Raw genomic sequence first — 21,111 nt, forward strand, 5'->3', positions numbered from 1 at the left:
CAATAGCAAGAGTGAACCACCTGATCCCTTCCCGAACTCAGAAGTGAAACCTCTTAGCGCTGATGGTAGTGTGGGGTTACCCATGTGAGAGTAAGTCATCGCCAGCTCATTATTCGAAACACCCTCACCTAAACGGTTGGGGGTGTTTTTTTATGTGTGAAATATTTTAGAAATTAGAAAAATTGGAATGTTATAAATAAAGGATATACAGAAAGAGGGCTTGGAGGATGTGATAAGGCATCACAGAATACCGTTAGGAGATAATGCTGTCATTGTTTACATTACCAACTTTTAAGTCCTGCATTATAGAATGTAGACTCATTATTAAAGCGTGACTATTTAGACTGGTTTTTAAAAAAATAAAATATATCAATAATTAGCTGCAGTGAATTGGTATTCGATGTCATATTATTAAGAGCTTATCTTAGAAGTTAAAATACAACTAAATAAGTACTTGCTGAGCTATTGTCACTATATTATTTTCAATTTAAAGAGTGGTGACATTTATATTTTAATCATTGAAATAAAGAAAATACACCATGAGAGAATCTCTTTTATGATCTTTAATAGGCTATATAAGAGCCTAAACAGCATGAAAAACTATTAATATGGTGAGACGTAAAGTAATTTAAATGGATAAGTAAAAGATTTTTTAATTAACATACTTGGTTACGACCTAAATTTTTTGCTTGATACAACCGATTATCCGCTATTTTAAATATTTCTTGTATGTCTTCATTATCTTCAGGATAGAAAGCAATTCCAATCGATATGGTTACCTTCGGCAGATTGTCGGACTGTAAATTTTCCATTCTTTTACGAAGCCTTTCAGCTGCTTTATAAACAGAGTGAGCTTCAGCACTATGTACCAAAACAACAAACTCCTCACCACCTAAACGACAGCAGACATCATTCTCACGGAAATTTTGCTTAATCTGCTGTGCAAGTGAGATTAAGACAGCATCGCCTTGGTCATGTCCGTATGTATCATTAACCTGTTTAAAATGATCCACATCAATCATTAATAATGCAAACTCGCTATGCATTTTTTTTAATTCATTAATAAATAGATCCATACCACGACGGTTAAATAAACCAGTGAGTGGATCTGTATTGATATGTTGATTCAATTCACTAATCTTATCTTTAAATTTTTTAGAACTAAATAGTAAAGCAGTGCGAAAGCGTAAAACATCAAAGTACCATGGATTAATTTCGCGAATTTTATCATCCGTTTCTGGCTGATTTAATATACCTGCCATTTGCGCAAGACTATGTAACGGTGAGGAAATATAATAAGTTATCCTCCAAATAATTATAAATATGAGAACATAAAATATAAATATTCCAAATGCGGCTTTGAGTAAAATACTATTGGCTTGTTCTAAAAGCTCTTCTGTAGGTTGCTGTGAAACTACTAGCCAGTTCACACTAGGAATATGAGAAAAACCTGCGAGATTGTCTACACCTTTACTATTTACTAAATGAATTGAGCCATTTTTATACTGTTTCATGTAGTCTAGGCCAGTATTTCCGATAATTTTTTCACCAATTCGTGTAGGATCAGGATGGAAAATAATTCGATTATCTTGATCTACGACATACATATAGCTTCTTTTATAATCATAGGAACCAGATAGAAGCTGATTTATTAAATTTTTGCGTTGTAAATATATTGATCCAGTGATCATACCTTGGTAATTTCGGTTTTGATCAAAAATAGGTTGCGTCATTAAGACAATAAGATTATTGGATATTGCTAGATACGGCGGGGAAATATATGTCTTTTTCAGTTTTAATGATTGTTCTACACCGACAGTTCGGTGACTAACATTCGTATTAAATTTAAAATTATGCGGTTCAAAATGTTTGATGATCGCATTTTGATCTACGACAGAAACGGTATTGAAATTATTGGATTGGTATTTAAGTCGATGTAATTCACTTTTGATAATAGTTTGATTACTAAAGTCATGACCAATAATTTTTGCACTATAATTTAATTCTTGTAGCATGCTTTTTAGGTGTTGATCTGCACTAATTGCAACTTTTGAAGCATATTTTTGATTTGTTAAAAGAGAGTTTTCTATTAATTGTTTTTTAATGACATAGTTGATAATGCAAATTGATGCAATAAATAGACAAGAAACACAGATGATATTTAGGATTAAAATCAGCTTTTGTAAATCTAATTTTAAAAATGCCGCAATCTTCTTTAGCACCCGTCATATCCTATGTTTGAGTTGAGTTATCTTAGTATATTTTTAGTACTTCGGCCAATATTTTATGAAACATATCACATTTTATTCCATATTCTTTTTGTATTCTGAAGACATAGTGTATTGTAATGTTTTCCACATCAATAGAATCAATACATAGTGTAATGAATTGAGACAATCTATTTAAATGATGAATCATGCCTGCAAAAAAAAATCTAAAAACGATTTATTTGCTTTATTTTGCTAATTAAGTCACATTTAAGATAAATATTGTTTACTGTAAATCAATAAGTTGTATGTGCTTTAGATTGATAGAGGTAAATGATATGAATGCTATTATGTGGGATGAAGAAAGTATTTTTCCAGAAAAAATCGAAAATTTTAAGAAATTCTTAAAAAAATACCTTAAATTAAATAATTGCACTACTTTACTGGAAAATAAGCCTTTTCATTACGATCCCGAACGCGATGAGTTTTTAAATCGAGATATTCAAGAGTATTACCACCTTTGGTCGATGGTCTAACTTATTGAATGACATATTGTAAAATAATGGATTGAAAATATAGCTACTTTATGTCTTAAAATATTAAGTTAAGGTAAATATAAAAAATAGCTAGGATTTGAAAATCAACCGTTTATTATAAAAAGTGGTTACAACTGATGGTGTAAAAATAACAAAACTTTTTGAAGTATTGGGAAGGTTGATGATCCTAATGATTTTGCGGAAATGAAGTTGCTCTTTCTTGCTACAAAAAGTGTGAAAGTTGTATCTTATTTTATAGTAGGTAGAAATAAAATACGGTTACTTGCGGTTGTAATGTATCATGCAAAGCACGTATACATTCGTTATATCTTTCCCCCATAAAGAATTTGGCAAAGCTAAATTGAATGAGTCTGTATGAATGGGCTTTGTTATATAAAAGTGAAAATAACTAGACCACTTTTATCCAAGTGCTTCAATTTTTTTCAATAACTTATTTGCTCTCGGGACATAACGTGTTGATCTACTAAGGCTTTACATTCTTTATTGCTGGAATGATTAGCTACAAATCTCAATTTAAAAAATTTATCAGCTGTACTTTGTGTGACGGATAAGATTTGTATTGGCTGGATCAAACTGTTCATCAAAGTAAATCTTTGTGCTTGTAACTTGCGGACATTATTTGTGTTGAGCTGTATGCGTATATGAAGGATTTCAGCATCTATGATTGCTCTATGAATATGAATTATCTGGAAGTAGTACAAAAGGTTTACTTGGATAACAATAAATTGTAGGTAGATTTAATTTGTACTGAACATTACTCAGACAAAAAAAATGATAAAAATCACATTTTTCACTTATTATGTTGCTAAGTATAAATACTTTGTTGAGCATAGAAGTGAAAAAATTATTATTAGTTTTGAGCATATTTATGTCCATTCAAGCGTTCGCTGTTAACATGCAGTCGATTCGAGGAAATTTTGGTTTTGTTGAACTTGGTGATAGTTATAGCAAAATGCAAGATGTATTGGGTCATCCTGAATCTTCTTATGAGCATACTATTCGTGATGCGAGAGGACGAGCTCATCCAGCCATCACCTATAAATATAAAGTAGATAATTCTTACTATGCTATTACTGTCGTAGATGGAAATATTTACAAGATTGATTGGGAACGTTAAGACGATTTTTTATTGAAATCCTATTTTAAAAGCAGTCGAATCGATATATTTAAAAATTTTCTATAATTTAGAATCAGTAATTGCATAAAATTGGAACTAAGAGGATAACTTGCAATATGTTGTTGATTAGAATGAAGGGAATCTGCAATTTTTAAATTTAACTCGTACCACACGCTGATAAAGCAAATAACTTCTATCTAGAACTTCCTTATAATGGTTTTTTATACATAAAAACGATAAATTTAGATAAATATAAATACATGATTAATAATGTGTATTTTTCTCTAAAGTATACAAATTTTGAAATAATTTAATTAAAATAAATTTGTATACTGATTTGTATACCTGTTATCTCCTAAAACCGCCTTTTAGATGCAATGCAATACAACTCTAAAAAGTTAATAACTTGTTGTAAATACTAAGGAATATAGCTTAATGCTTAGCATTCCAATCCAGTCCAAACTAGGTGGATTCTACTTTTTCTACTATGCCATTGTTGGTACATTTATGCCATTTTGGAATCTTTATTTAGAAGACCAAGGGTTTAATTATCAACAAATTGGGTTGCTTTCATCCATTGCAATTATTACACGTTTTTTTGCGCCTTTTATTTGGGGGTGGATTGCAGACAAATCAGGAAAGCGTATGTTGCTGGTACGTATAGCAACATGGATGGAGTGTTGTATATGGTTACTGATTTTTATTATTCCTAATAGTTTTCAATCAATTGCATTACTTATGCTGATATTTAGTTTTTTTCAAAATGCGATATTGGCACAATTTGAAGGTGTGACCTTATTTTGGTTAGCAGAAAAAAGAGCACAATTATACGGTAAGGTCCGTAAATGGGGTTCTATAGGATTTATTATTGGGGTGTTTGGCATTGGAGCGTTGCTCGAAATAGTCCCAATATCAATGTTACCGATTATGTTGTTATGTATTGCCTCTTTGGCTTTTCTTTGGTCATTTACAATACGTGAACCAGCTACAGCACCTACATCGCAAAAAATACTAGAACCACTATGGCCCATTTTAAAACGTCCCGTGGTGGCAAGTTTTTTTGTCATAGAACTGATTATGCTATTTTCACATGCACCGTTTTATAGTTTTTATAGTAATTACTTAAAGCAAGCCAATTATAGTACAACAGAAATAGGCTTTTTGTGGTCAGTGGGAGTTATCGCAGAAATAATCATGTTTGCATATGCCAATTTATTTTTTACGCGCTTTTCATGGCGGATGTTGGTGGCAATCTGTTTAATTTTAACCAGCTTACGTTGGATAATGGCTGGACTTTTCCCTGACTTATTTGCAGTACAATTCTTTGCTCAATGCATTCATGCTTTTAGCTTTGGTTTATTTCATCTCATTGCAATGCGGATTATCTTCCAAAATTTTTCGGCGGGACAACAAGGTCGTGGGCAAGCCCTTTATAGTACGATGTGGGGACTTGGCGTGGCTATTGGTAGTATTTTAGCTGGGCATTATTGGGAAATATATACAGGGCAAGTAATGTTTGTTGTGGCAGGTATTGTGGTTCTATGTGGTTTATTCTTTGTAAAAGGCTTACCTAAAGCGGTGAATCTTAGCCATTAAGAAAAAGTTTGAGATCTAAAATGCACGATATTATTGCTTCTTTTAGCAGCTCATTATTACCTTGTTACGGCCTTGTTCCTTTGCTTGGTAAAGTGCAAAATCGGCTTTATTAATTAGATTTTGAATTGTTTCGGGTGATGTGGCTGCATATTGCGTCATGCCTATACTCACGGTAATTGGAATATCTGCTTGGCCATGAATTTGTATTGGTGAAGTTTCGATAATATTTCGCAATCTTTCCGAAATACGCAGAGCTTCATTGTGTTGAATGTTTTCTAAAAGAATAACGAATTCTTCACCACCTAGTCGTGCAAACAAATCTTTATCGCGTAAATGTTGGCGAATCTGTTCGGAAAACTGCTGTAAAACTTGATCCCCAGCATAATGGCCGTATTGATCATTAATTTTCTTAAAATGATCAATATCTAACATGAGTAGCGTAAAACTACGTTTAGGGTGAAGTGTTAAGAGCTCTTCACTGAGTTGGAAGAAGTAACGGCGGTTCATGGCTTGGGTTAAGCTATCGTAATTTGCAAAATAGAGAACTTTTTTATATAAGTGATGTCTATTTTCACTAATGATACACAGCAGTAAGGGTGCGAGACTGAGCATACACAAACCAATCCGCACTGACATGGACGTACTGAGATAAATCTCAGGGGATACAGCGACATAAAACTGGTTGAGACTGTGGTAGGTTGCAAGTAAGGCTAAAAAGTTAATAACAGTGACAGTAAAGAGTCGATAGCTAAGTGCAACCCAAATTAATGCAGCTAAAGGATAGAGTAAAGCACCAGGTCCAGAAAATAGATAAGTTAGGGCCACACAAAAAATAACAGCAATTGCCGGAAAAGCTTTTTGAATGGGGTAGGTTTTAGTACGACGATTATGAATAATTTTTTTGAATTCGTCATAGGTTGGGAATGCCAATACCAAAGGTAAAATTAAAATACAGTTCAACATTTCTCCTGTCCACCACATACTAAAATCGACCAGTAGGCGGTCTGTAGACATGAATGTATTGGGGACAAACGGAACGGTAAAAATAGCAAAGACAGCACTCGCTAAACATCCACCAAAAGTACAAATGCTAAACAAGCCTAAAAAAGTTAGACCTTGATGATATTTTCTATAGTTAATTTGGAAAAATTGTATAAAAAACAATGAAACGGCTGTATTAATTAAATTTGCGAAAGTTAAAATAGTGGTCAGTTGTAGAAAGTTACCCGTGAGTAAGTATGCAAGCATGTAGCCACAAAAAGCACCTAGCCAGCCACTGCTTGTATTTAAATTTGGATAGCGTAGAAAAATAGCGAGCAAGACAGCATTGGCTGGCCAAAAGAAAGCGAGAAAAGAAAGTGGTCGAGAAGCAATACCAACGAGACAGCTGATCAAGATAATCAGGGCAACGCCCAAAAAAACACTACTTTGTATGATATTCGGTGAGGCTGTACGCATAAATGGATTGACTTCCCTTATATAGCCTAAGTAATACGGTATTTATTGAAGCATTTTACTAAATTAATTATAAATGCACGAGTTGTCTCCGATGAAGCTCATTGTGTGAATACCATAAATATAAGGCATTAAATATGATAACGGGCATTGTTGAATATATTGGTGAAATGATTGTTATAAATTGGTGATTATTGGTGGTTTTTTAAAAAAATGTGTTAATTTAGCACACATGGATAATATGACTGAATAAACGTATGAAAAAGACATCTTTAACCATTTTACTAATGTTATGTGCTGGTGTAGCTTCTGCTTCAGATAATAAAAAAAATGATCAAAATCAAACTGTCACGCCACAACAAAATGTAGCTAATTCATTTAGGGTGATTACTCGTCCTGAAATTGTGGGTCTATGGGGAATGGAAATTCCAAATAATCGCAAGTGCATCGAATATTATAATTTCAAAAGCGATAATGATGTCATTATTAAAAGCGGTGAGGAGTGGTCATCTGGTATTTACGATTACCAACCTTCAGCACAACCAGACGAACAATTGCCTGCTTTAGTGTTGCAAGTAAAATTTGATAACAACCAAAAAGATTGTTCAGGCCAGCAAGTCGATCAAACTGGAGAAATTTCACAGTATTTTGTGAAATGGAAAAATCCAAGCACAATTAATTTCTGTAGTAATGATCAAGCTGAAAAATGTTTTGCAACTTTATATCGTGTATTGCCATAAGTGATTTAAAGCCAATAAAAAACCGCTCAATTGAGCGGTTTTTTATTTACTGTTGTTTATTCTTTTTCAGAATGACCTTCAACTTGTTTCAACATGTGCTTTTCTAAGTAATGGATATCCATTGCTTTTTGGCAGAAGTTTTCATCTTGTAGGATTAAATCTTTATGTAAAGGAATATTGGTTTTAATCCCTGTCAAAATGATTTCGTCTAAAGCTTGCTTCATACGTGCAATACAAGTTTCACGGTCTTTGCCATGAGCAATCAGTTTTGCAATCATAGAGTCGTAGTAAGGCGGAATACTATAACCTTGATAGATGTGAGAATCTAAACGAATGCCCGCACCACCTGGTGCATAGAAATGCTCAATTTTACCTGGTGAAGGCATAAAGGTTGTTGGATCTTCAGCATTAATACGGCATTCCATGGCATGACCCTTGCACTCGACATCTTCTTGTTCGATGTTAAGTCCGAGGCCTGCAGCAATGCGTAATTGTTGCTCAATAATATCGATACCTGTCACCATTTCAGTGACAGGGTGCTCTACCTGTACGCGTGTATTCATTTCAATAAAGAAGAATTCATCTTCTTCAAAAAGAAACTCGAAAGTACCTGCGCCACGGTATTGCATCATTTTACAAGCATTCACACATGCTTCTAAAATTTCTGCGCGTGCTTGTTCTGGTAAGCCCGGTGCTGGTGCTTCTTCAAGTACTTTTTGATGGCGGCGCTGTAAAGAGCAGTCACGGTCATACAGATGAATTGCATGGCCATTACCATCTGCTAACACTTGTACTTCTACATGGCGAGGTTTTTGTAAAAAACGTTCCATATAGACTGTATCATCGCCAAACCACATTTCAGCATCACGTTGTGCAGCTTGTACAGATTCGAGCAGGGTATCTACACGTTCTACAATACGCATACCACGACCACCACCACCAGAGGCAGCTTTTACGATCAGTGGGAAGCCAATTTCTTTGGCTTCAGCCAATGCATTGTTTGGTGTAACTGCATGCGCAGAACCAGGTACAGTAGGCACACCAGCTTTACGCATTGCCATAATGGCAGAAACTTTGTTCCCCATCAGGCGAATATGTTCTGGGCGTGGACCAATAAAGATAAAACCTGAGCTTTCTACAATTTCTGCAAATTCAGCATTTTCAGATAAAAAGCCATATCCAGGGTGGATTGCATCAGCACCTGTAATTTCAGCCGCTGTAATAATGGCTGGAATATTTAGATAGCTTTCACTGCTCGCACCTGGACCAATGCAGACTGCTTCATCACAAAAGCGTAAATGCATGAGGTCTTTATCTGCATCGGAATAAATCCCTACGGTTTTAATTCCTAAAGTTTTGCAGGCCCGTGTAATGCGTAGTGCAATTTCACCACGGTTTGCAATTAAAACTTTTTGCAACATTATTTTTCCCCGAGGTTTTAGGCGCGGTAGCGGAAAAGTGGTTGACCAAATTGAATCACTTCGCCATTTTTCACTAGAATTTCTTCAATCACACCACTTTGAGTTGCCTCAATTGGGTTCATGATTTTCATTGCTTCAATAATACCCAGTGTTTCACCTGCAGACACAGTTTGACCAACTTTTACAAATGGTGCTTCGCCCGGATTTGGTGCTGCATAGAACACACCAACCATTGGTGAAGTTTCAACAGCACCACGAGGTGATTTTGCTGCTGGTGTAGGTGCAGCAGGAGCAGGCATTGCTGGAACAGCTGCTGCTACAACTGGATTTCGACGTGTGAGTGCGATAGATTGATCGCCTTCTTTCACTTCGATTGCCTGTAAGTCAGATTCAATCATCAGGTCGATGAGTTTCTTGATTTTACGGATATCCATGAGACAGTATTCCTAAATTAAGATTGCAAAGTTGGTTGAATTTTGTCGATTGCAAAGTCAAGCGCTGACGCGTAGCCTTTTGCACCTAATCCGCAGATAACACCTACGGCTTTATCAGATAAATATGAATGATGGCGGAAAGCTTCACGTGCATGTACATTAGATAAATGTACTTCGATGAATGGAATTGCTACGCCAAGAAGTGCATCACGCACCGCAACCGATGTATGTGTTAAGGCTGCTGGATTGATAATGATAAATTGAACGCCGTCTTGTTGTGCTTGATGGATTCGGTCCACTACAGCACCTTCCCAATTGCTTTGGAAAGTTTGCAGAGAAATAGAGGCTTTTTGTGCTTGTTCGGTGAGTTGCTGGTTTATATCCTCAAGTGTGAGGTGTCCATAAACTTCTGGTTCGCGCTTTCCTAGCAAATTAAGATTCGGTCCGTGAATGACCAAAATGGTCGAACTCATTCAGCATGCTCCAATTAAAAAATTGCAAAATTACTTTGCAAGATATCTGCAAAGTTTGCGTATTATGGCACATTTTTCCATATTTTATTTATAAATTCTTTGAATTGACATGAATCTAGTGTGCCAGATTTGGGCTATATAATGCGAATTTTGCGGACATTTGGCAATGTTAAAAGATTACAAATTTTATAGTTATGTCTGTTTTTTACATTGTAAGCCGAATTGGCTAAAACTGTTATTATCATTTGTGTAACGGATGTTTTGATGTTGAAAAATGTAAGGAGGAAAATAGTCCTGCTTTAGATCCTATTGAACCTGCGCCGTATAGTGAGTCTATAAGATTGAGTTGAATCGATCGGTTGTTGTACTCACTCTTTCAAAATTTAAATGCATAATTTGATCTATGTGGAATCAAAATTAAACGTTTAAATTTTAGTGTACTTTTATGTTGAGCTTTTCTAAATTCACATTAGATATTAAACATAAATTATGATTAAAAACAGTATTTTGGCTAATTACTCTAATTTAAGTCAACGTATAAAGAAGAATTTGAATGTTTGGGAAATAAAAAATCTAAATCTGATGTGTTACTTAAAACAATAACTAAGGGCTCATAGTTGATCAATTTTGTACTCACTGTGTGATACAGCACTTTTTAAGAAGTACGAAATTTTGAATAGGTTTGTAGATACATTGCGTATATACAAAATTTAAAAGCCATCGAGTGTACTTCAGAAAAGTTCAAAGCCTTGGATTGACGAATGTGCTCAATATTGTTTATTGAAGTTTCTACTTGTTTGAATGGATTTTAACCACAGGAATGGCAAAAGCACTATTTATGGGATTGGTTTATGTTTCATATATATATTGATGTTATTTCGATGGTATCTGTTTGAGCATTTTTATAGCATTAATGGCAGTCTAGGTTGACGCTATTCATGAGTAAGATAAGGTTTTGAGTGGAAGATGATGAAATGGGGGGAGTGAGAACATCAGTCCAATAGTAGTTTAAAAGCAGTATGTAAATTGTCAGTATTAAAACAAAAGTACATTTTGTCGTGAGTGTTACTGTTTACTTTCAGCCTATACAGAATCTTAAATGGCTCAAATGATTGCATATAATCATTTCAGATCATATTGTTGTGCTGTGTTTAAAATATGAACAGAATGGTATGTAATACTTTATGGAAATAAATACATAAATATTGTCTATTTAAATGTTATGAGGGTGAGCTTGTGAAAAAATACATTTTAAAAAGCCTTGGACTGACCATGGTACTTAGTGCTCTTGTTGCATGTCAGACTACGCCTATGCCTCAAAAGAATGCTGCCTTGGGTTTGTTGATCTGTGAGCCAAATGAACTTTGCCCAATTGTGCAAGTGAGTTGGAATGAGCAAGCTTTAGATCATGTTGGTATTAAAGTATCATTAGATAGCGTACAACAAAATTACGATATCCAAAAAATTACCTTTAGTAATGGTACAGAAGAGTTAAGTTACGGTCCTACTGCGAAGACGACAAATCGTATGTACTTTGGTATGCACCGTTCTCAAAATAATTTTAGTATTCCTACATCGCTTGTTCATACATTGAAAGGAGATAATATTTCAATGTCAGTTCATACAAATCAAGGGACTTTAGAGCGTTATATTTATAAATCAGGCCAAGAGTCTTTAATTTTTCAGCAACTCAAATCTATACGCGTCCAAAAATAAGTATAATCATTGGCTTACATATATGAATAGACTCCAAGTGAGTAAACTTACTTAGGGTTTTATATTGAGATCTCGAATAGTTACAAACTGTACTTGATGTATAGTCTACACGCTTGAAATCATCCGTCAGCTATCATTTGTAGAAAAAACTCACCGCGATTCAGTAAAGCACTTTATTTTACATTGATAAGAAGCTCAGACTGAATGAAGCTAAATCTGACTTCACTTGATTGTATAAGGTTAATGAAAGCCTTAAACTGCGTGCATGATTAAACACAGAAAAGAGCTTTAAAGATGGATGCTGATTTAATTGAAGAACAGCAGTTGGTCTGTGAAGAGTTTGGTTCGGCATATCGCGCCGTAAAAGAAACAGATACAGTAGCAATTGCCTTGCAAACCTTAAATAAAGAACCTGTAGTTGGTCTGCGTAAACTACCAGATGATAATAATGTATCGTGGTTTATTTATGGTGGTGAGTTAGATGCTTCAGAAGATTTTTTTGAGCTCATTAGTGTAAAAGAATTGATGAAAGAGTTCCCTGAAGCACTTCCATATTTAGCGCTGGACACTGGTTATAGGTTTATGATCGATTCAGATGATTATGAAGATGTGTGGAAAGAAGGCGATGAAGCATAAAAGTCTTTATGCATTTCTGCTGACTTGTACTGTGCTGTCATTAAGTCAGACGGCACAGTCTGAGGTACTAACACAGCAAAATTATGATGCACAGATACAACATTATCTTGATGTAATTAAAGCAACTAAGCCTATTTTGGATGATCCAAAATCAACAGCAGATGCATCGGCGAAAAGTGAGGCTTTTTGCCAACGTATAGATGCCTATCAACGTATAGTGAAGTTGTCTGAAGACAATAGCCAACTCGATATGGCTTCTATCATGCACATGGCAGCTAAAAACTTTTTGGATCGACAGCAACAGAGTTTAACTAAATCTGGTATGACGACTGGCGCAATGTGTAAAACTACACCAGCAAAACCAGAGAAATGATTCAAAAATTGTAAAGAGAAGGCTTAAGTTGAAGCCAACTTGATAAAATGGCATATAACGACACAAAAATAGACAAAAGTGATAACTAGTTCGTATTAATATATAGGCTTAAGCTTAGACATAAATAATACTTCCCTGGTTATTTATGCTCTGGCTGAATAACTTCATCGTCATGCTTGATGTTATTCAATTAGCCACTGAAGAGTGGCTTTTTTTGCCTTATTTTTTTCCTAAGCTTCTTGCCTCAAGTATTCACTTCATACACGGCGCTTAGTAGCCAGCTTTGGATGATTTCTAACTAAGCTTTTGAGTTGTTTTTAATAGAATAAGCCTAAGCATCCTTCTTATATCTTATACAGCTTTATTGTTTTATATCGCTTCCAAAGAGAAAGAGTATTGATACGCTTTTAAGTATCTATGTATGGGAGGACGTGTTCTACTATCGCTAATCTGGTATTGATGTACGTGTGCTGTACAAATGACGTTGTACCCGTTCAAAGAGCTGTCGTATTTCATTATTTAGGTGACTTAAGCATTGTATATATCTAATAAAAATAAGATTGAGCGAGTATTTCATCTCAATTTTGAATTTTATGTCAAAAAATAGACAATAGTGAAGTTAATATGAATAAAAATATATGTTTGTTCGAAATTTCTCGGGGATATATCTCGTGAATTTTAAATATTATTAAGTTTTTTTAATAAAAATATAGGGTGAAATTCTATGATAATTGCCGTATTGGCGTGATTAGGATGCCTTAATGGATTTGAATACTTAACAAATAGAAGAAATTATCGAAACAATGGAGTAGAGGTGATGTTCGGTTCATTCTGGAGTGAAATTTTAGCTCAGTTTTCTCATAATTTTGCTTTGTATCGTTATTTAAAACAGAAGAGGACTACTAAGTTAGATTTAACGCAGCACAACTCGATTGATTTATCTGATGTCTTTGCATGGCATAATTTAAAAATTAAGGCGCTTAAGGATTATCATTTTTATAATAATGAACTTTATACGCATTTCATTTCTCATTTTAAGACCAGTGCCGAGGAGTTAGAACAGTTACGTGCTGTATTAACCCTATATTTGAAACGCAAATATATACTCAATATCAGGTTGATCTTTCAATGTTAAGTGGCTTCTCAAATTCTAAGTCGCCATTACAAGAGTTTCAAACGATAGATGCATTTTGTAGCGATGTTGTCATATCGGGAAATTAGGATCATTCATTCGCCAAATACAAGCACTGATGAATTTGTGGTTTTTGCTTGGTTAGAAAAACTATTTATTTCCAATTCTGGAGGTTCTCACCATTTGGCGGCCGCACACTATATTGCAAAGCAATTGAATTATGCGGTTCCCTTAATTGCAAATTTAAGGTGCTATGTATTGAATGAACATTACTTCAAAATATTCGATCAACATTATGTCGCCTTTGTATTGCCAAGGGCCGAATTGGATGATGCCTTTCAATATTTTGAGCAGAGTAATATACGCTTTATAAAATTAGTCGAAAGGCATAAAGAATTAGAAATCTTCTTTTTTGCTAGATCTACAGACAATCATAAAATTATTTCTATATTCGAAGAAAAGTATCGTTCACTCAATGAGATGATTTCTTGGTGTGTCGCTAAGCAAGCTCACAACGTCGTATTACAACAAATTCTATCTAAAAATAGTTGTTTATAATGAATTGTTCAAAGAATAGATGAAATAAGACTTGCATAAACAAAAAATATACATATTATAAAAACATATAATGTTTATTGGATCATCACTCCCATGCATGACTTTCTTTGGGCTTTTTTAGGTGGCGCCCTATTAGGCATTTCTGTCGTTGGTTATTTGTATATCAATGGCAAGATTGCAGGTATTAGTGGCATGATTGGTCAGATAATACATCCAGAAGGGCTTTTGCAGAAACCCGCATTTTGGTTTTTACTAGGGATTGTCGTGATCCCATTTATTTACGGTCTATTTATACAACCAGAAATTGTACTTAATGCGAGTATATGGCAATTGATTGTTGCTGGCTTGTTAGTCGGCTTTGGTACACGCCTTGGTTCAGGTTGTACTAGTGGGCATGGTATTTGTGGAATCAGTCGGCTCTCAAAGCGTTCATTAATTGCAACAGGCATATTTATGTTAACCGGTGCTATTACAGTATTTGTGGTACGTCATGTTGTAGGAGCAGGCGCATGAAAAATATTTTTGCTTTTCTGTTTGGTGGATTATTTTCAATTGGGTTAATGCTGTCAGGTATGTCTAATCCTGAGAAAGTATTAGGCTTTTTAGATGTTGCAGGCCAGTGGGACCCGAGTCTGGCATTTGTAATGATGGGTGCAATTTTAATTACATTTATACCATTCCAATTGGCTGTGCGCCGTAATCGACCCAAAACAGTTTTTGGTGATGCAATTGATTTACCACAAGCAACACAAATTGATTCTAAATTAATTTTAGGCGCTGCAATCTTTGGAATTGGTTGGGGTTTAACAGGTGTTTGTCCAGCACCAGCATTTACTTTAATTGGCTTAGGTTATACACAGATTTTATATTTCATTGTTGCGATGTTTATAGGCGTATTTGCCCATAAAAAAATTACAGGACATTAATTACATGGCGATAAAACCTTGGATTCAACATTTTTTTGATGAGCGGACCAATACGTTTAGTTATGTTGTTACTGATCCTGAGACAAAAAAATGCGCCGTAATTGATAGTGTATTAGATTATGATGCGGCTTCTGCGACAACGTATACCCAAAGTGCTGATCAAATTTTAGCTTTTGTTCAACAAAATAGCCTAAGCGTTGAATGGATTCTTGAAACTCATGTCCATGCAGATCATTTGACTGCGTCCCAATACCTAAAAGAAAAGGTGGGGGGTAAAGTTGCTATGAGCCACAATATTAAAATTGTGCAAGATACGTTTTCACAGATATATCATTTAGATATGAAAAGTATTAATGCTCAGCAAGTATTTGATTATCTATTTCAAGATCATGAAGCATTTAAGATTGGCAACTTATCAGCATATAACATACCAACACCTGGACATACCCCAGCATGTTTAAGCTATGTGATCGGTGACGCCGTATTTGTGGGTGATACGCTCTTTATGCCAGATTATGGAACAGCACGTTGTGACTTTCCAAAGGGCAGTGCATCGACCTTATTTGACTCGGTGCAAAACTTGTATCAATTGCCAGAGCAGACACGTGTATTTTTGTGCCATGACTATTTACCAGAAAATCGTTCCGAATATCATTGCGAAAGTAGTATTCAACTACAGAAACAGAGCAATATTCATATCAATGAAAATACTCAAAAACAAATGTTTGTTGATATGCGTCAGCGCCGTGATGCGTCATTGAGTATGCCAAAACTGATTTTACCGGCTATACAAGTGAACATGCGTGCAGGCCATTTCCCTGAGCCTGAGCAAAATGGCATTCGCTATTTAAAGCTCCCTTTGAATTATTTTAAGTAACCCATTCAATTTTATAACAAGGCTGATTATTTCAGCCTTTTTTCATTTACTAAAGCAAGTCAAAATAGCCTAAGCAAAAAAATTAAAATAATTTCACAATTGATTAAATTCTTAATAGACCACATCATAAAGTGTATTCAAAAGTTAGACCAAAGATAGCATTATGATTTTAAATTTCGAACATCATGAAAATCCCAAAAGTAATTCAAACCCTATTATTTTTATTCACGGATTATTTGGCAGCTTAAGTAATTTGGGAATGCTGGCTCGAAGCTATTTTGAAACACATGATGTCATTCAAGTCGATGTTCGCAATCATGGTAAATCAGGGCATGCGACTGATATGAACTATGCAGTAATGGCTCAGGATCTTGTAGAAACCTTAGATTCTTTGAAAATTGAAAAATTCAGTTTGGTGGGGCATTCTATGGGCGGAAAAATTGCCATGTATTTAGCCCAACAACATCCGAATCGAATTGAAAAATTAGCAATACTTGATATTGCACCATTTGCATATACGCAAAATCATCATGACCAAATTTTCAAAGCATTAATAGCTGTTGAACAGGCAACTTTATCTACGCGTAGTGAAGTCATTGCATTGATGAAACAATACATTCAAGAAGAAATGGTTATTCAATTTTTATTAAAATCATGGCATAAAGGACAGTGGCTATTTAATGTAAATGCTTTATATACACATTATGCAGATATTATCTCTTGGCCAACTTCTACAGTATTTACTGGACCTACATTATTTTTAAAAGGTGAAAAATCACCGTATATTGAAAAAGATGAACATTTTGAAGCGATTCGTACTCAATTTCCACATGCAGACATTCAAAATATTGCAGAAGCAGGACATTGGTTGCATGCAGAGCAAACCACGGCCGTACTTAATACATTAAATAGTTTTTTAAAATAATGAAATGAGCTGAGTTGAAATCATAAAGGGTTTCAATATACATGATTAAAAAAAGGGCATCTGAGCTGAATAAAGCGGAATATCAATGTGAATCCATTTATGGATTCACATTGATATTTGAAGCTTGCAACTGACCTTCTGACGTGAGTTTTTCCGCCATTTCACGCGTTTTTACTAGACCAGGCATGCGGTACTCAGTATGTCCATAATCTTGTATCGATTTCCAACGGCCACCCCAAGTTAAACCGACAGATTCTGCTACTTGGCCGTAGAGTTGATATCCGCGCATGGCCCAAGGGTCACGTTCAGAAATAACCACTTTACCATCACGTTTAAATGCAATATCGGCAGCTAAGCCAAACTGATGATAGCTTTGAAATCCTTTGGCACGAGTTGTATTAATATTCGTCGCTAAGTTATTTTGCCGTTCAGGGCTACGATATCCCTCAAGTAAAACCATCTCGTAGCCATGCTGTTCACGCATCGTTTTCATGACCATCAATAAACGCTGCTTAAAACGCGGATTCATCTTATGCCATTTACGATCAGCTCCAGCTAAATCATTATGGCTATGTGCTTCAAATACGGCGTCATCAGGCATCGTTAAATTTGTTGGGACGGTATTGGTTGCAGAGATTACTGAGTTATTCATGCTTTCTAAGGCCAATGCTTCTGCAATGGCATCTTGTACTAGGTTTTCTTCTACTTCGGCGGGTGCATCTAACATTTCACCATTTAGCATTGCAAAAATCTGTGGATCAACTTTTTTTAGATAGTCAGCTTCCATTTTTGACGCAGTCACGGGTTGAGTAAATGCAAATAATAAAATACTGGAAAACAGTACAGCTCCAGCGATTAATATCCACCATTGTTGTAAATGCCAATGCGATTGAATTTGCTCAGGTGAGGCTGCCGAATTCAGCTCATGTGCAAATTGTTTGGCATTTGTCCAACGATCTTTGCTTTTTGGAATTAAAGATGCAAAAAAACTGTGAAGTATTTGTCTAAGCTCATACGACAGCAATAATGCCGAGACAAAGCTTAAAATTACAAAACATGTAAAAAGCAGAATAATCATGATTCAGCTTTGGGTTCTTTTGGTGTTTCCTTAACTGGCGTAACTGTTTTAGTTACAGTCACCTGTAATGAGCCACGTGGAGACTCTGGTTCAGGTTCTTCAATGACGGTTGGTTTAGTCGGTTTTACGGCTGCTTTAACAACGGGCGTCGGGATAGGTGTAGGCTTAACTTGAGTTTGTAAAGGTCGAGTTTGTGCGGGATTAGGTTTTGTTGTTTTAATGGTATTAACAACAATATTTTTAGGTTCTGTTTGGGTCAAGGCAAATGGATCTTGAGTATGACCAGTAGTAGGTTGTGTCCTTGTCAGCTGTTGCGGTTTTGCTGTTGGATGTTTAAATACATTTACAGGATCAACAGCCTGAACATTAGGGTCATCATTTGAAGTATGAACTGTTTGCTCATGTTGTGTTTGCGTATGATCAGCAATATTTTCATCCGCTGTCATGACACGTGCTGGTGCTACATTCGACTCACTGAGTACATGCTCTTGTAACTCTGTAGGCTGACTTGTAAGAAGATCTGTATTTTTACTGTCACTCGCTTGCATATTCATAAAAATGAAACCTGCAATTGAAATCACAGAAACACCTGCTAAAAAACCAATCACAGCGGTTATTAGGGGTGATATTGTTGTCTTTTTAGTCGATTGTAATATTCGAACATTATTTGATTTTTCGTTTGCCATTTTATTCTAGTCTTATGGTAAATGAATGGTGATATAAGCTTGTTCTGCTGGTGCGCTAATTACGTTTTGATATTTAGATAAAGCAGCATCATTTTGTTTACCCAACATATAGTGTAAGCCCACAAAAGAAATTACAGAAAACAAAAGTAAAAAAATCAAAATCCAAAAGAATGGAAGCTCACGATGAATAATATGTTTGATTTGATCAGGTAAAGCAGCAAAAGGAGAAAATGCGACTTTTTTTCCTTTTAAATAATCAATTTCATCCCCAATACGTGAGACCAATAGATTCAGATGCTCTATAGATTCAATACGATATTTACCATGAAATCCTAACAACATGCAGTAGTGATAAACTTCCAGTGCAGCCAGTCGTTCTTTACCTTTACTTCGGATCTCTTCTAATTTCTCAAAAAAACGATAGCCTGCAAGTTGTGAGCCAAACAAAGTCAGCTGTAGTGGGTTTAACATCCAATTATTTTGTAAATCAAAAAAACGTGCATCCTGTTGTGTCACAATCGTTTCATCAATTAATGCGCAAAATGCGTATTTAGCATCCTGTATATCATCGGCATTAAACTGTAATTTACGTGCTTGATGATCAAATCGATTTAATAAATCTATAATTTTTTGTTTAAAGCCTTCCGGATCTGATGGTACATATTGATTTTTTAATAAAAAAACAATGTAAAAACCATCATGTAATAAATCAACCATATTTGCAGATGCAGTTTGTGCTTTGACTTCCGTTTGTGTCGGTACATATCCAGTGCCAATCGTGCCATCATCAAACAGAGAGGGTACATTATTCTTCATATTCATTTTTATATTGCCTTATCCATTCATTACTGCAATCAATTCAATTGAAATATCTTGGAAGCCTGTCGGGATATATACACAAATCGCTTCAGAATCCAGCATGCGTTGATACAATTCATTATTTGGTTCAACTTCAAAATAGCTGACACCAGAACGAACTGGAATTGCCGTTGGGACTTGCATTAAATGTTGCAGTGTCACAGCAGGTAATGCCGCCATGACACGTTGTTCTACATCTACTGTACTACCAACTTTAAAGCGTAGAGGGACATAAGAAATTAAATCATGTGTAGGCATAACACCACTTGAAACAGCCAAATACAGGCGAGTATCACGGGTAATTTTGTCAGACTCTAAACTACCAATCCAATAAGAAGGTCGAGTTTCTTTTAAGCTAATACTGATATAGCGATTTGAAATAATCGTATCTAATAAATCACGTAATATTAGATCAAGCTGACCAAAGCTTTCTTCAAGGTGGGTGTGCTTATATTCTGGCAAATGTTCGACATCGTAAGCAGTTGAAAAGGTCAACATAGAACCCGTTAAGCGCAACAACTCAAAATATAAGCGCTCTGGATGAATCAATGGATAACGCAGTAAATGATTCAGCGTTGCATGAGCTGTATTTAATGCATTCACCAACCAAAAAGACACAATATCGCCAGAACGGAATTCAATGAGTTTTTGCTCATTTTCACGGTTATTGGCCTGAATTGTCTTAATTTTCGCTTTAATAATATTTAAAGTTCTTTTTAATCCAGCCAATAGAGAATCACAGGCTGAGATATGTAAAATTGGCGGAATAAATTTAGAATCTAAGATAAAACTGCCAGAACTTTGACGCTTTAAACGACCAATTTGGATATATAAATAGCCATCTAAACTTTGAGCTGGCTCATGTGCATGTTCAAACAATTTTAACTCTGCACGACGCTTTAATAAGGTAATGTCCGCCAAAGATGCATCTGTAAATAAATCATAGGCTTCAGTCAAGTGAGAATGATATCGACTAGACTGCGTATGTTGTTCAAAACTTAAGTTTTTCTTATTGGCTTGCATAATTGGGAGTGCCAAATATACATGCATTTCATTTTTAAGATTTAACTCATCAAGAAGTACTGGCTCTGGCAGTAAATCTTGTGCCGGCGCTTGATAAATTTCACCATCTTGCCAAATCATCTCAACTTTATTTAGAGCCAAAACTTGTGTCGAAAGTTGTACTTCATCAAAATCTAATTGTTGAATGCCATAAGCAAATGGAACAGTAGATCGTACAGTATGATTTAGTCTTTGCTCGTGATAAGCATCTTGCATTTGGAAGTGTTGGGGTCTAAGGAATAGGCCTTCTCCCCATAATATTTTTTCAGCTTTTAACATTTAAG

The 21,111-nt window shown here is 35.3% G+C and carries 21 protein-coding genes and 1 rRNA gene; 13 read left to right on the top strand and 9 right to left on the bottom strand.

What is annotated here, in order from left to right; translation table 11 throughout:
* Nucleotides 1-107: ribosomal RNA gene (gene rrf, locus DYI81_RS15395) — 5S ribosomal RNA — on the top strand; the annotation flags it as partial.
* A gap of 549 nt (nt 108-656) precedes the next feature.
* Here the strand turns inward: rrf and DYI81_RS15400 are convergent.
* A complete protein-coding gene (locus DYI81_RS15400) occupies nt 657-2,222 on the bottom strand; it encodes a sensor domain-containing diguanylate cyclase (RefSeq protein WP_117008025.1) in 1,566 nt (521 codons plus the stop codon).
* Between the two features lie 323 nt (nt 2,223-2,545).
* Here DYI81_RS15400 and DYI81_RS15405 point away from each other — a divergent pair, with 323 nt between their 5' ends.
* From DYI81_RS15405 to DYI81_RS15420, 3 genes are all read left to right on the top strand, one after another.
* The gene (locus tag DYI81_RS15405; protein ID WP_117008047.1) at nt 2,546-2,743 is read left to right on the top strand and encodes a hypothetical protein; all 198 of its coding nucleotides are present in this window, start codon (nt 2,546-2,548) and stop codon (nt 2,741-2,743) included.
* An 856-nt stretch (nt 2,744-3,599) separates the two neighbouring features.
* Nucleotides 3,600-3,881, top strand: coding sequence for a hypothetical protein (locus DYI81_RS15415; protein WP_106986345.1), 282 nt, complete (start codon nt 3,600-3,602; stop codon nt 3,879-3,881).
* A gap of 435 nt (nt 3,882-4,316) precedes the next feature.
* Nucleotides 4,317-5,477: an MFS transporter gene (locus DYI81_RS15420; RefSeq protein WP_117008027.1), complete on the top strand. Its 1,161-nt coding sequence runs from the start codon at nt 4,317-4,319 to the stop codon at nt 5,475-5,477.
* Nucleotides 5,478-5,519: 42 nt separating this feature from the next.
* On the opposite strand, the gene DYI81_RS15425 is transcribed toward DYI81_RS15420, so the two are convergent.
* The gene (locus tag DYI81_RS15425; protein ID WP_117008028.1) at nt 5,520-6,935 is read right to left on the bottom strand and encodes a diguanylate cyclase; all 1,416 of its coding nucleotides are present in this window, start codon (nt 6,933-6,935) and stop codon (nt 5,520-5,522) included.
* Between the two features lie 254 nt (nt 6,936-7,189).
* Between DYI81_RS15425 and DYI81_RS15430 the strand changes: the two genes are divergently transcribed.
* Complete coding sequence (locus DYI81_RS15430) at nt 7,190-7,672, top strand: hypothetical protein (protein WP_117008029.1); 483 nt, start codon at nt 7,190-7,192, stop codon at nt 7,670-7,672.
* 56 nt (nt 7,673-7,728) lie between these two features.
* On the opposite strand, the gene accC is transcribed toward DYI81_RS15430, so the two are convergent.
* Genes accC through aroQ form a run of 3 tightly spaced genes read right to left on the bottom strand, consistent with a single transcriptional unit; the run spans nt 7,729 to nt 10,000 of the window.
* Nucleotides 7,729-9,093 carry an acetyl-CoA carboxylase biotin carboxylase subunit gene (gene accC, locus DYI81_RS15435; protein ID WP_106986341.1) on the bottom strand — a complete coding sequence of 455 codons (1,365 nt, stop codon included), beginning with the start codon at nt 9,091-9,093 and terminating at the stop codon, nt 7,729-7,731.
* Between the two features lie 17 nt (nt 9,094-9,110).
* Nucleotides 9,111-9,527 (bottom strand): biotin/lipoyl-containing protein, encoded by a 417-nt coding sequence (locus tag DYI81_RS15440; protein WP_106986340.1) that lies wholly within the window; start codon nt 9,525-9,527, stop codon nt 9,111-9,113.
* Nucleotides 9,528-9,544: 17 nt separating this feature from the next.
* Nucleotides 9,545-10,000, bottom strand: a complete 456-nt coding sequence (gene aroQ, locus DYI81_RS15445; RefSeq protein WP_106986339.1) for a type II 3-dehydroquinate dehydratase — start codon at nt 9,998-10,000, stop codon at nt 9,545-9,547.
* Between the two features lie 1,236 nt (nt 10,001-11,236).
* On the opposite strand from aroQ, the gene DYI81_RS15450 reads away from it, so the two are divergent.
* The 8 genes from DYI81_RS15450 to DYI81_RS15490 all read left to right on the top strand — a co-directional run bounded on the left by DYI81_RS15450 (nt 11,237) and on the right by DYI81_RS15490 (nt 17,143).
* Nucleotides 11,237-11,716: a hypothetical protein gene (locus tag DYI81_RS15450; protein ID WP_106986338.1), complete on the top strand. Its 480-nt coding sequence runs from the start codon at nt 11,237-11,239 to the stop codon at nt 11,714-11,716.
* A gap of 294 nt (nt 11,717-12,010) precedes the next feature.
* Nucleotides 12,011-12,352, top strand: a complete 342-nt coding sequence (locus DYI81_RS15455; protein ID WP_117008031.1) for a hypothetical protein — start codon at nt 12,011-12,013, stop codon at nt 12,350-12,352.
* A complete protein-coding gene (locus tag DYI81_RS15460; protein WP_117008032.1) occupies nt 12,342-12,725 on the top strand; it encodes a hypothetical protein in 384 nt (127 codons plus the stop codon). The genes DYI81_RS15455 and DYI81_RS15460 overlap by 11 nt, the downstream gene beginning before the upstream one ends.
* Nucleotides 12,726-13,908: 1,183 nt before the next feature.
* Complete coding sequence (locus DYI81_RS15470) at nt 13,909-14,415, top strand: DUF6685 family protein (RefSeq protein WP_117008034.1); 507 nt, start codon at nt 13,909-13,911, stop codon at nt 14,413-14,415.
* A gap of 93 nt (nt 14,416-14,508) precedes the next feature.
* On the top strand, nt 14,509-14,928 hold the full coding sequence (locus DYI81_RS15475) for a YeeE/YedE family protein (RefSeq protein WP_106986333.1): 420 nt from the start codon (nt 14,509-14,511) through the stop codon (nt 14,926-14,928).
* Entirely contained in the window at nt 14,925-15,341 is a 417-nt protein-coding gene (locus DYI81_RS15480) for a DUF6691 family protein (RefSeq protein ID WP_117008035.1), read from the top strand. Before DYI81_RS15475 ends, DYI81_RS15480 begins: the two co-directional genes overlap by 4 nt.
* A gap of 4 nt (nt 15,342-15,345) precedes the next feature.
* Nucleotides 15,346-16,218, top strand: a complete 873-nt coding sequence (locus DYI81_RS15485) for an MBL fold metallo-hydrolase (RefSeq protein ID WP_117008036.1) — start codon at nt 15,346-15,348, stop codon at nt 16,216-16,218.
* 163 nt (nt 16,219-16,381) lie between these two features.
* The gene (locus DYI81_RS15490) at nt 16,382-17,143 is read left to right on the top strand and encodes an alpha/beta fold hydrolase (protein ID WP_117008037.1); all 762 of its coding nucleotides are present in this window, start codon (nt 16,382-16,384) and stop codon (nt 17,141-17,143) included.
* Nucleotides 17,144-17,240: 97 nt separating this feature from the next.
* Here DYI81_RS15490 and DYI81_RS15495 read toward each other — a convergent pair whose 3' ends face one another.
* The 4 genes from DYI81_RS15495 to tssK form a co-directional block, all read right to left on the bottom strand.
* Complete coding sequence (locus tag DYI81_RS15495; RefSeq protein ID WP_106986329.1) at nt 17,241-18,221, bottom strand: M15 family metallopeptidase; 981 nt, start codon at nt 18,219-18,221, stop codon at nt 17,241-17,243.
* Nucleotides 18,218-18,775, bottom strand: coding sequence for a hypothetical protein (locus tag DYI81_RS15500; protein ID WP_130125668.1), 558 nt, complete (start codon nt 18,773-18,775; stop codon nt 18,218-18,220). Before DYI81_RS15500 ends, DYI81_RS15495 begins: the two co-directional genes overlap by 4 nt.
* Before the next feature lie 144 nt (nt 18,776-18,919).
* A complete protein-coding gene (icmH, locus tag DYI81_RS15505; RefSeq protein WP_106986327.1) occupies nt 18,920-19,729 on the bottom strand; it encodes a type IVB secretion system protein IcmH/DotU in 810 nt (269 codons plus the stop codon).
* Between the two features lie 12 nt (nt 19,730-19,741).
* Nucleotides 19,742-21,106 (bottom strand): type VI secretion system baseplate subunit TssK, encoded by a 1,365-nt coding sequence (gene tssK / locus DYI81_RS15510; protein ID WP_106986326.1) that lies wholly within the window; start codon nt 21,104-21,106, stop codon nt 19,742-19,744.
* Between the last annotated feature and the right edge of the window lie 5 nt (nt 21,107-21,111).

It is taken from the genome of Acinetobacter sp. SWAC5, from assembly GCF_003419885.1.
Lineage (GTDB): Bacteria > Pseudomonadota > Gammaproteobacteria > Pseudomonadales > Moraxellaceae > Acinetobacter > Acinetobacter cumulans.

Bases quoted from the DNA above. Each gene is read 5' to 3' on its own strand.
- DYI81_RS15405 (WP_117008047.1), top strand. From the start codon at position 2,546: ATGAATGCTATTATGTGGGATGAAGAAAGTATTTTTCCAGAAAAAATC.
- DYI81_RS15420 (WP_117008027.1), top strand. From the start codon at position 4,317: ATGCTTAGCATTCCAATCCAGTCCAAACTAGGTGGATTCTACTTTTTC.
- DYI81_RS15425 (WP_117008028.1), bottom strand. From the start codon at position 6,935: ATGCGTACAGCCTCACCGAATATCATACAAAGTAGTGTTTTTTTGGGC.
- DYI81_RS15430 (WP_117008029.1), top strand. From the start codon at position 7,190: ATGAAAAAGACATCTTTAACCATTTTACTAATGTTATGTGCTGGTGTA.
- accC (WP_106986341.1), bottom strand. From the start codon at position 9,093: ATGTTGCAAAAAGTTTTAATTGCAAACCGTGGTGAAATTGCACTACGC.
- DYI81_RS15440 (WP_106986340.1), bottom strand. From the start codon at position 9,527: ATGGATATCCGTAAAATCAAGAAACTCATCGACCTGATGATTGAATCT.
- aroQ (WP_106986339.1), bottom strand. From the start codon at position 10,000: ATGAGTTCGACCATTTTGGTCATTCACGGACCGAATCTTAATTTGCTA.
- DYI81_RS15455 (WP_117008031.1), top strand. From the start codon at position 12,011: ATGGATGCTGATTTAATTGAAGAACAGCAGTTGGTCTGTGAAGAGTTT.
- DYI81_RS15460 (WP_117008032.1), top strand. From the start codon at position 12,342: ATGAAGCATAAAAGTCTTTATGCATTTCTGCTGACTTGTACTGTGCTG.
- DYI81_RS15470 (WP_117008034.1), top strand. From the start codon at position 13,909: ATGCATTTTGTAGCGATGTTGTCATATCGGGAAATTAGGATCATTCAT.
- DYI81_RS15475 (WP_106986333.1), top strand. From the start codon at position 14,509: ATGCATGACTTTCTTTGGGCTTTTTTAGGTGGCGCCCTATTAGGCATT.
- DYI81_RS15480 (WP_117008035.1), top strand. From the start codon at position 14,925: ATGAAAAATATTTTTGCTTTTCTGTTTGGTGGATTATTTTCAATTGGG.
- DYI81_RS15485 (WP_117008036.1), top strand. From the start codon at position 15,346: ATGGCGATAAAACCTTGGATTCAACATTTTTTTGATGAGCGGACCAAT.
- DYI81_RS15490 (WP_117008037.1), top strand. From the start codon at position 16,382: ATGATTTTAAATTTCGAACATCATGAAAATCCCAAAAGTAATTCAAAC.
- DYI81_RS15495 (WP_106986329.1), bottom strand. From the start codon at position 18,221: ATGATTATTCTGCTTTTTACATGTTTTGTAATTTTAAGCTTTGTCTCG.
- DYI81_RS15500 (WP_130125668.1), bottom strand. From the start codon at position 18,775: ATGAATATGCAAGCGAGTGACAGTAAAAATACAGATCTTCTTACAAGT.
- icmH (WP_106986327.1), bottom strand. From the start codon at position 19,729: ATGAATATGAAGAATAATGTACCCTCTCTGTTTGATGATGGCACGATT.
- tssK (WP_106986326.1), bottom strand. From the start codon at position 21,106: ATGTTAAAAGCTGAAAAAATATTATGGGGAGAAGGCCTATTCCTTAGA.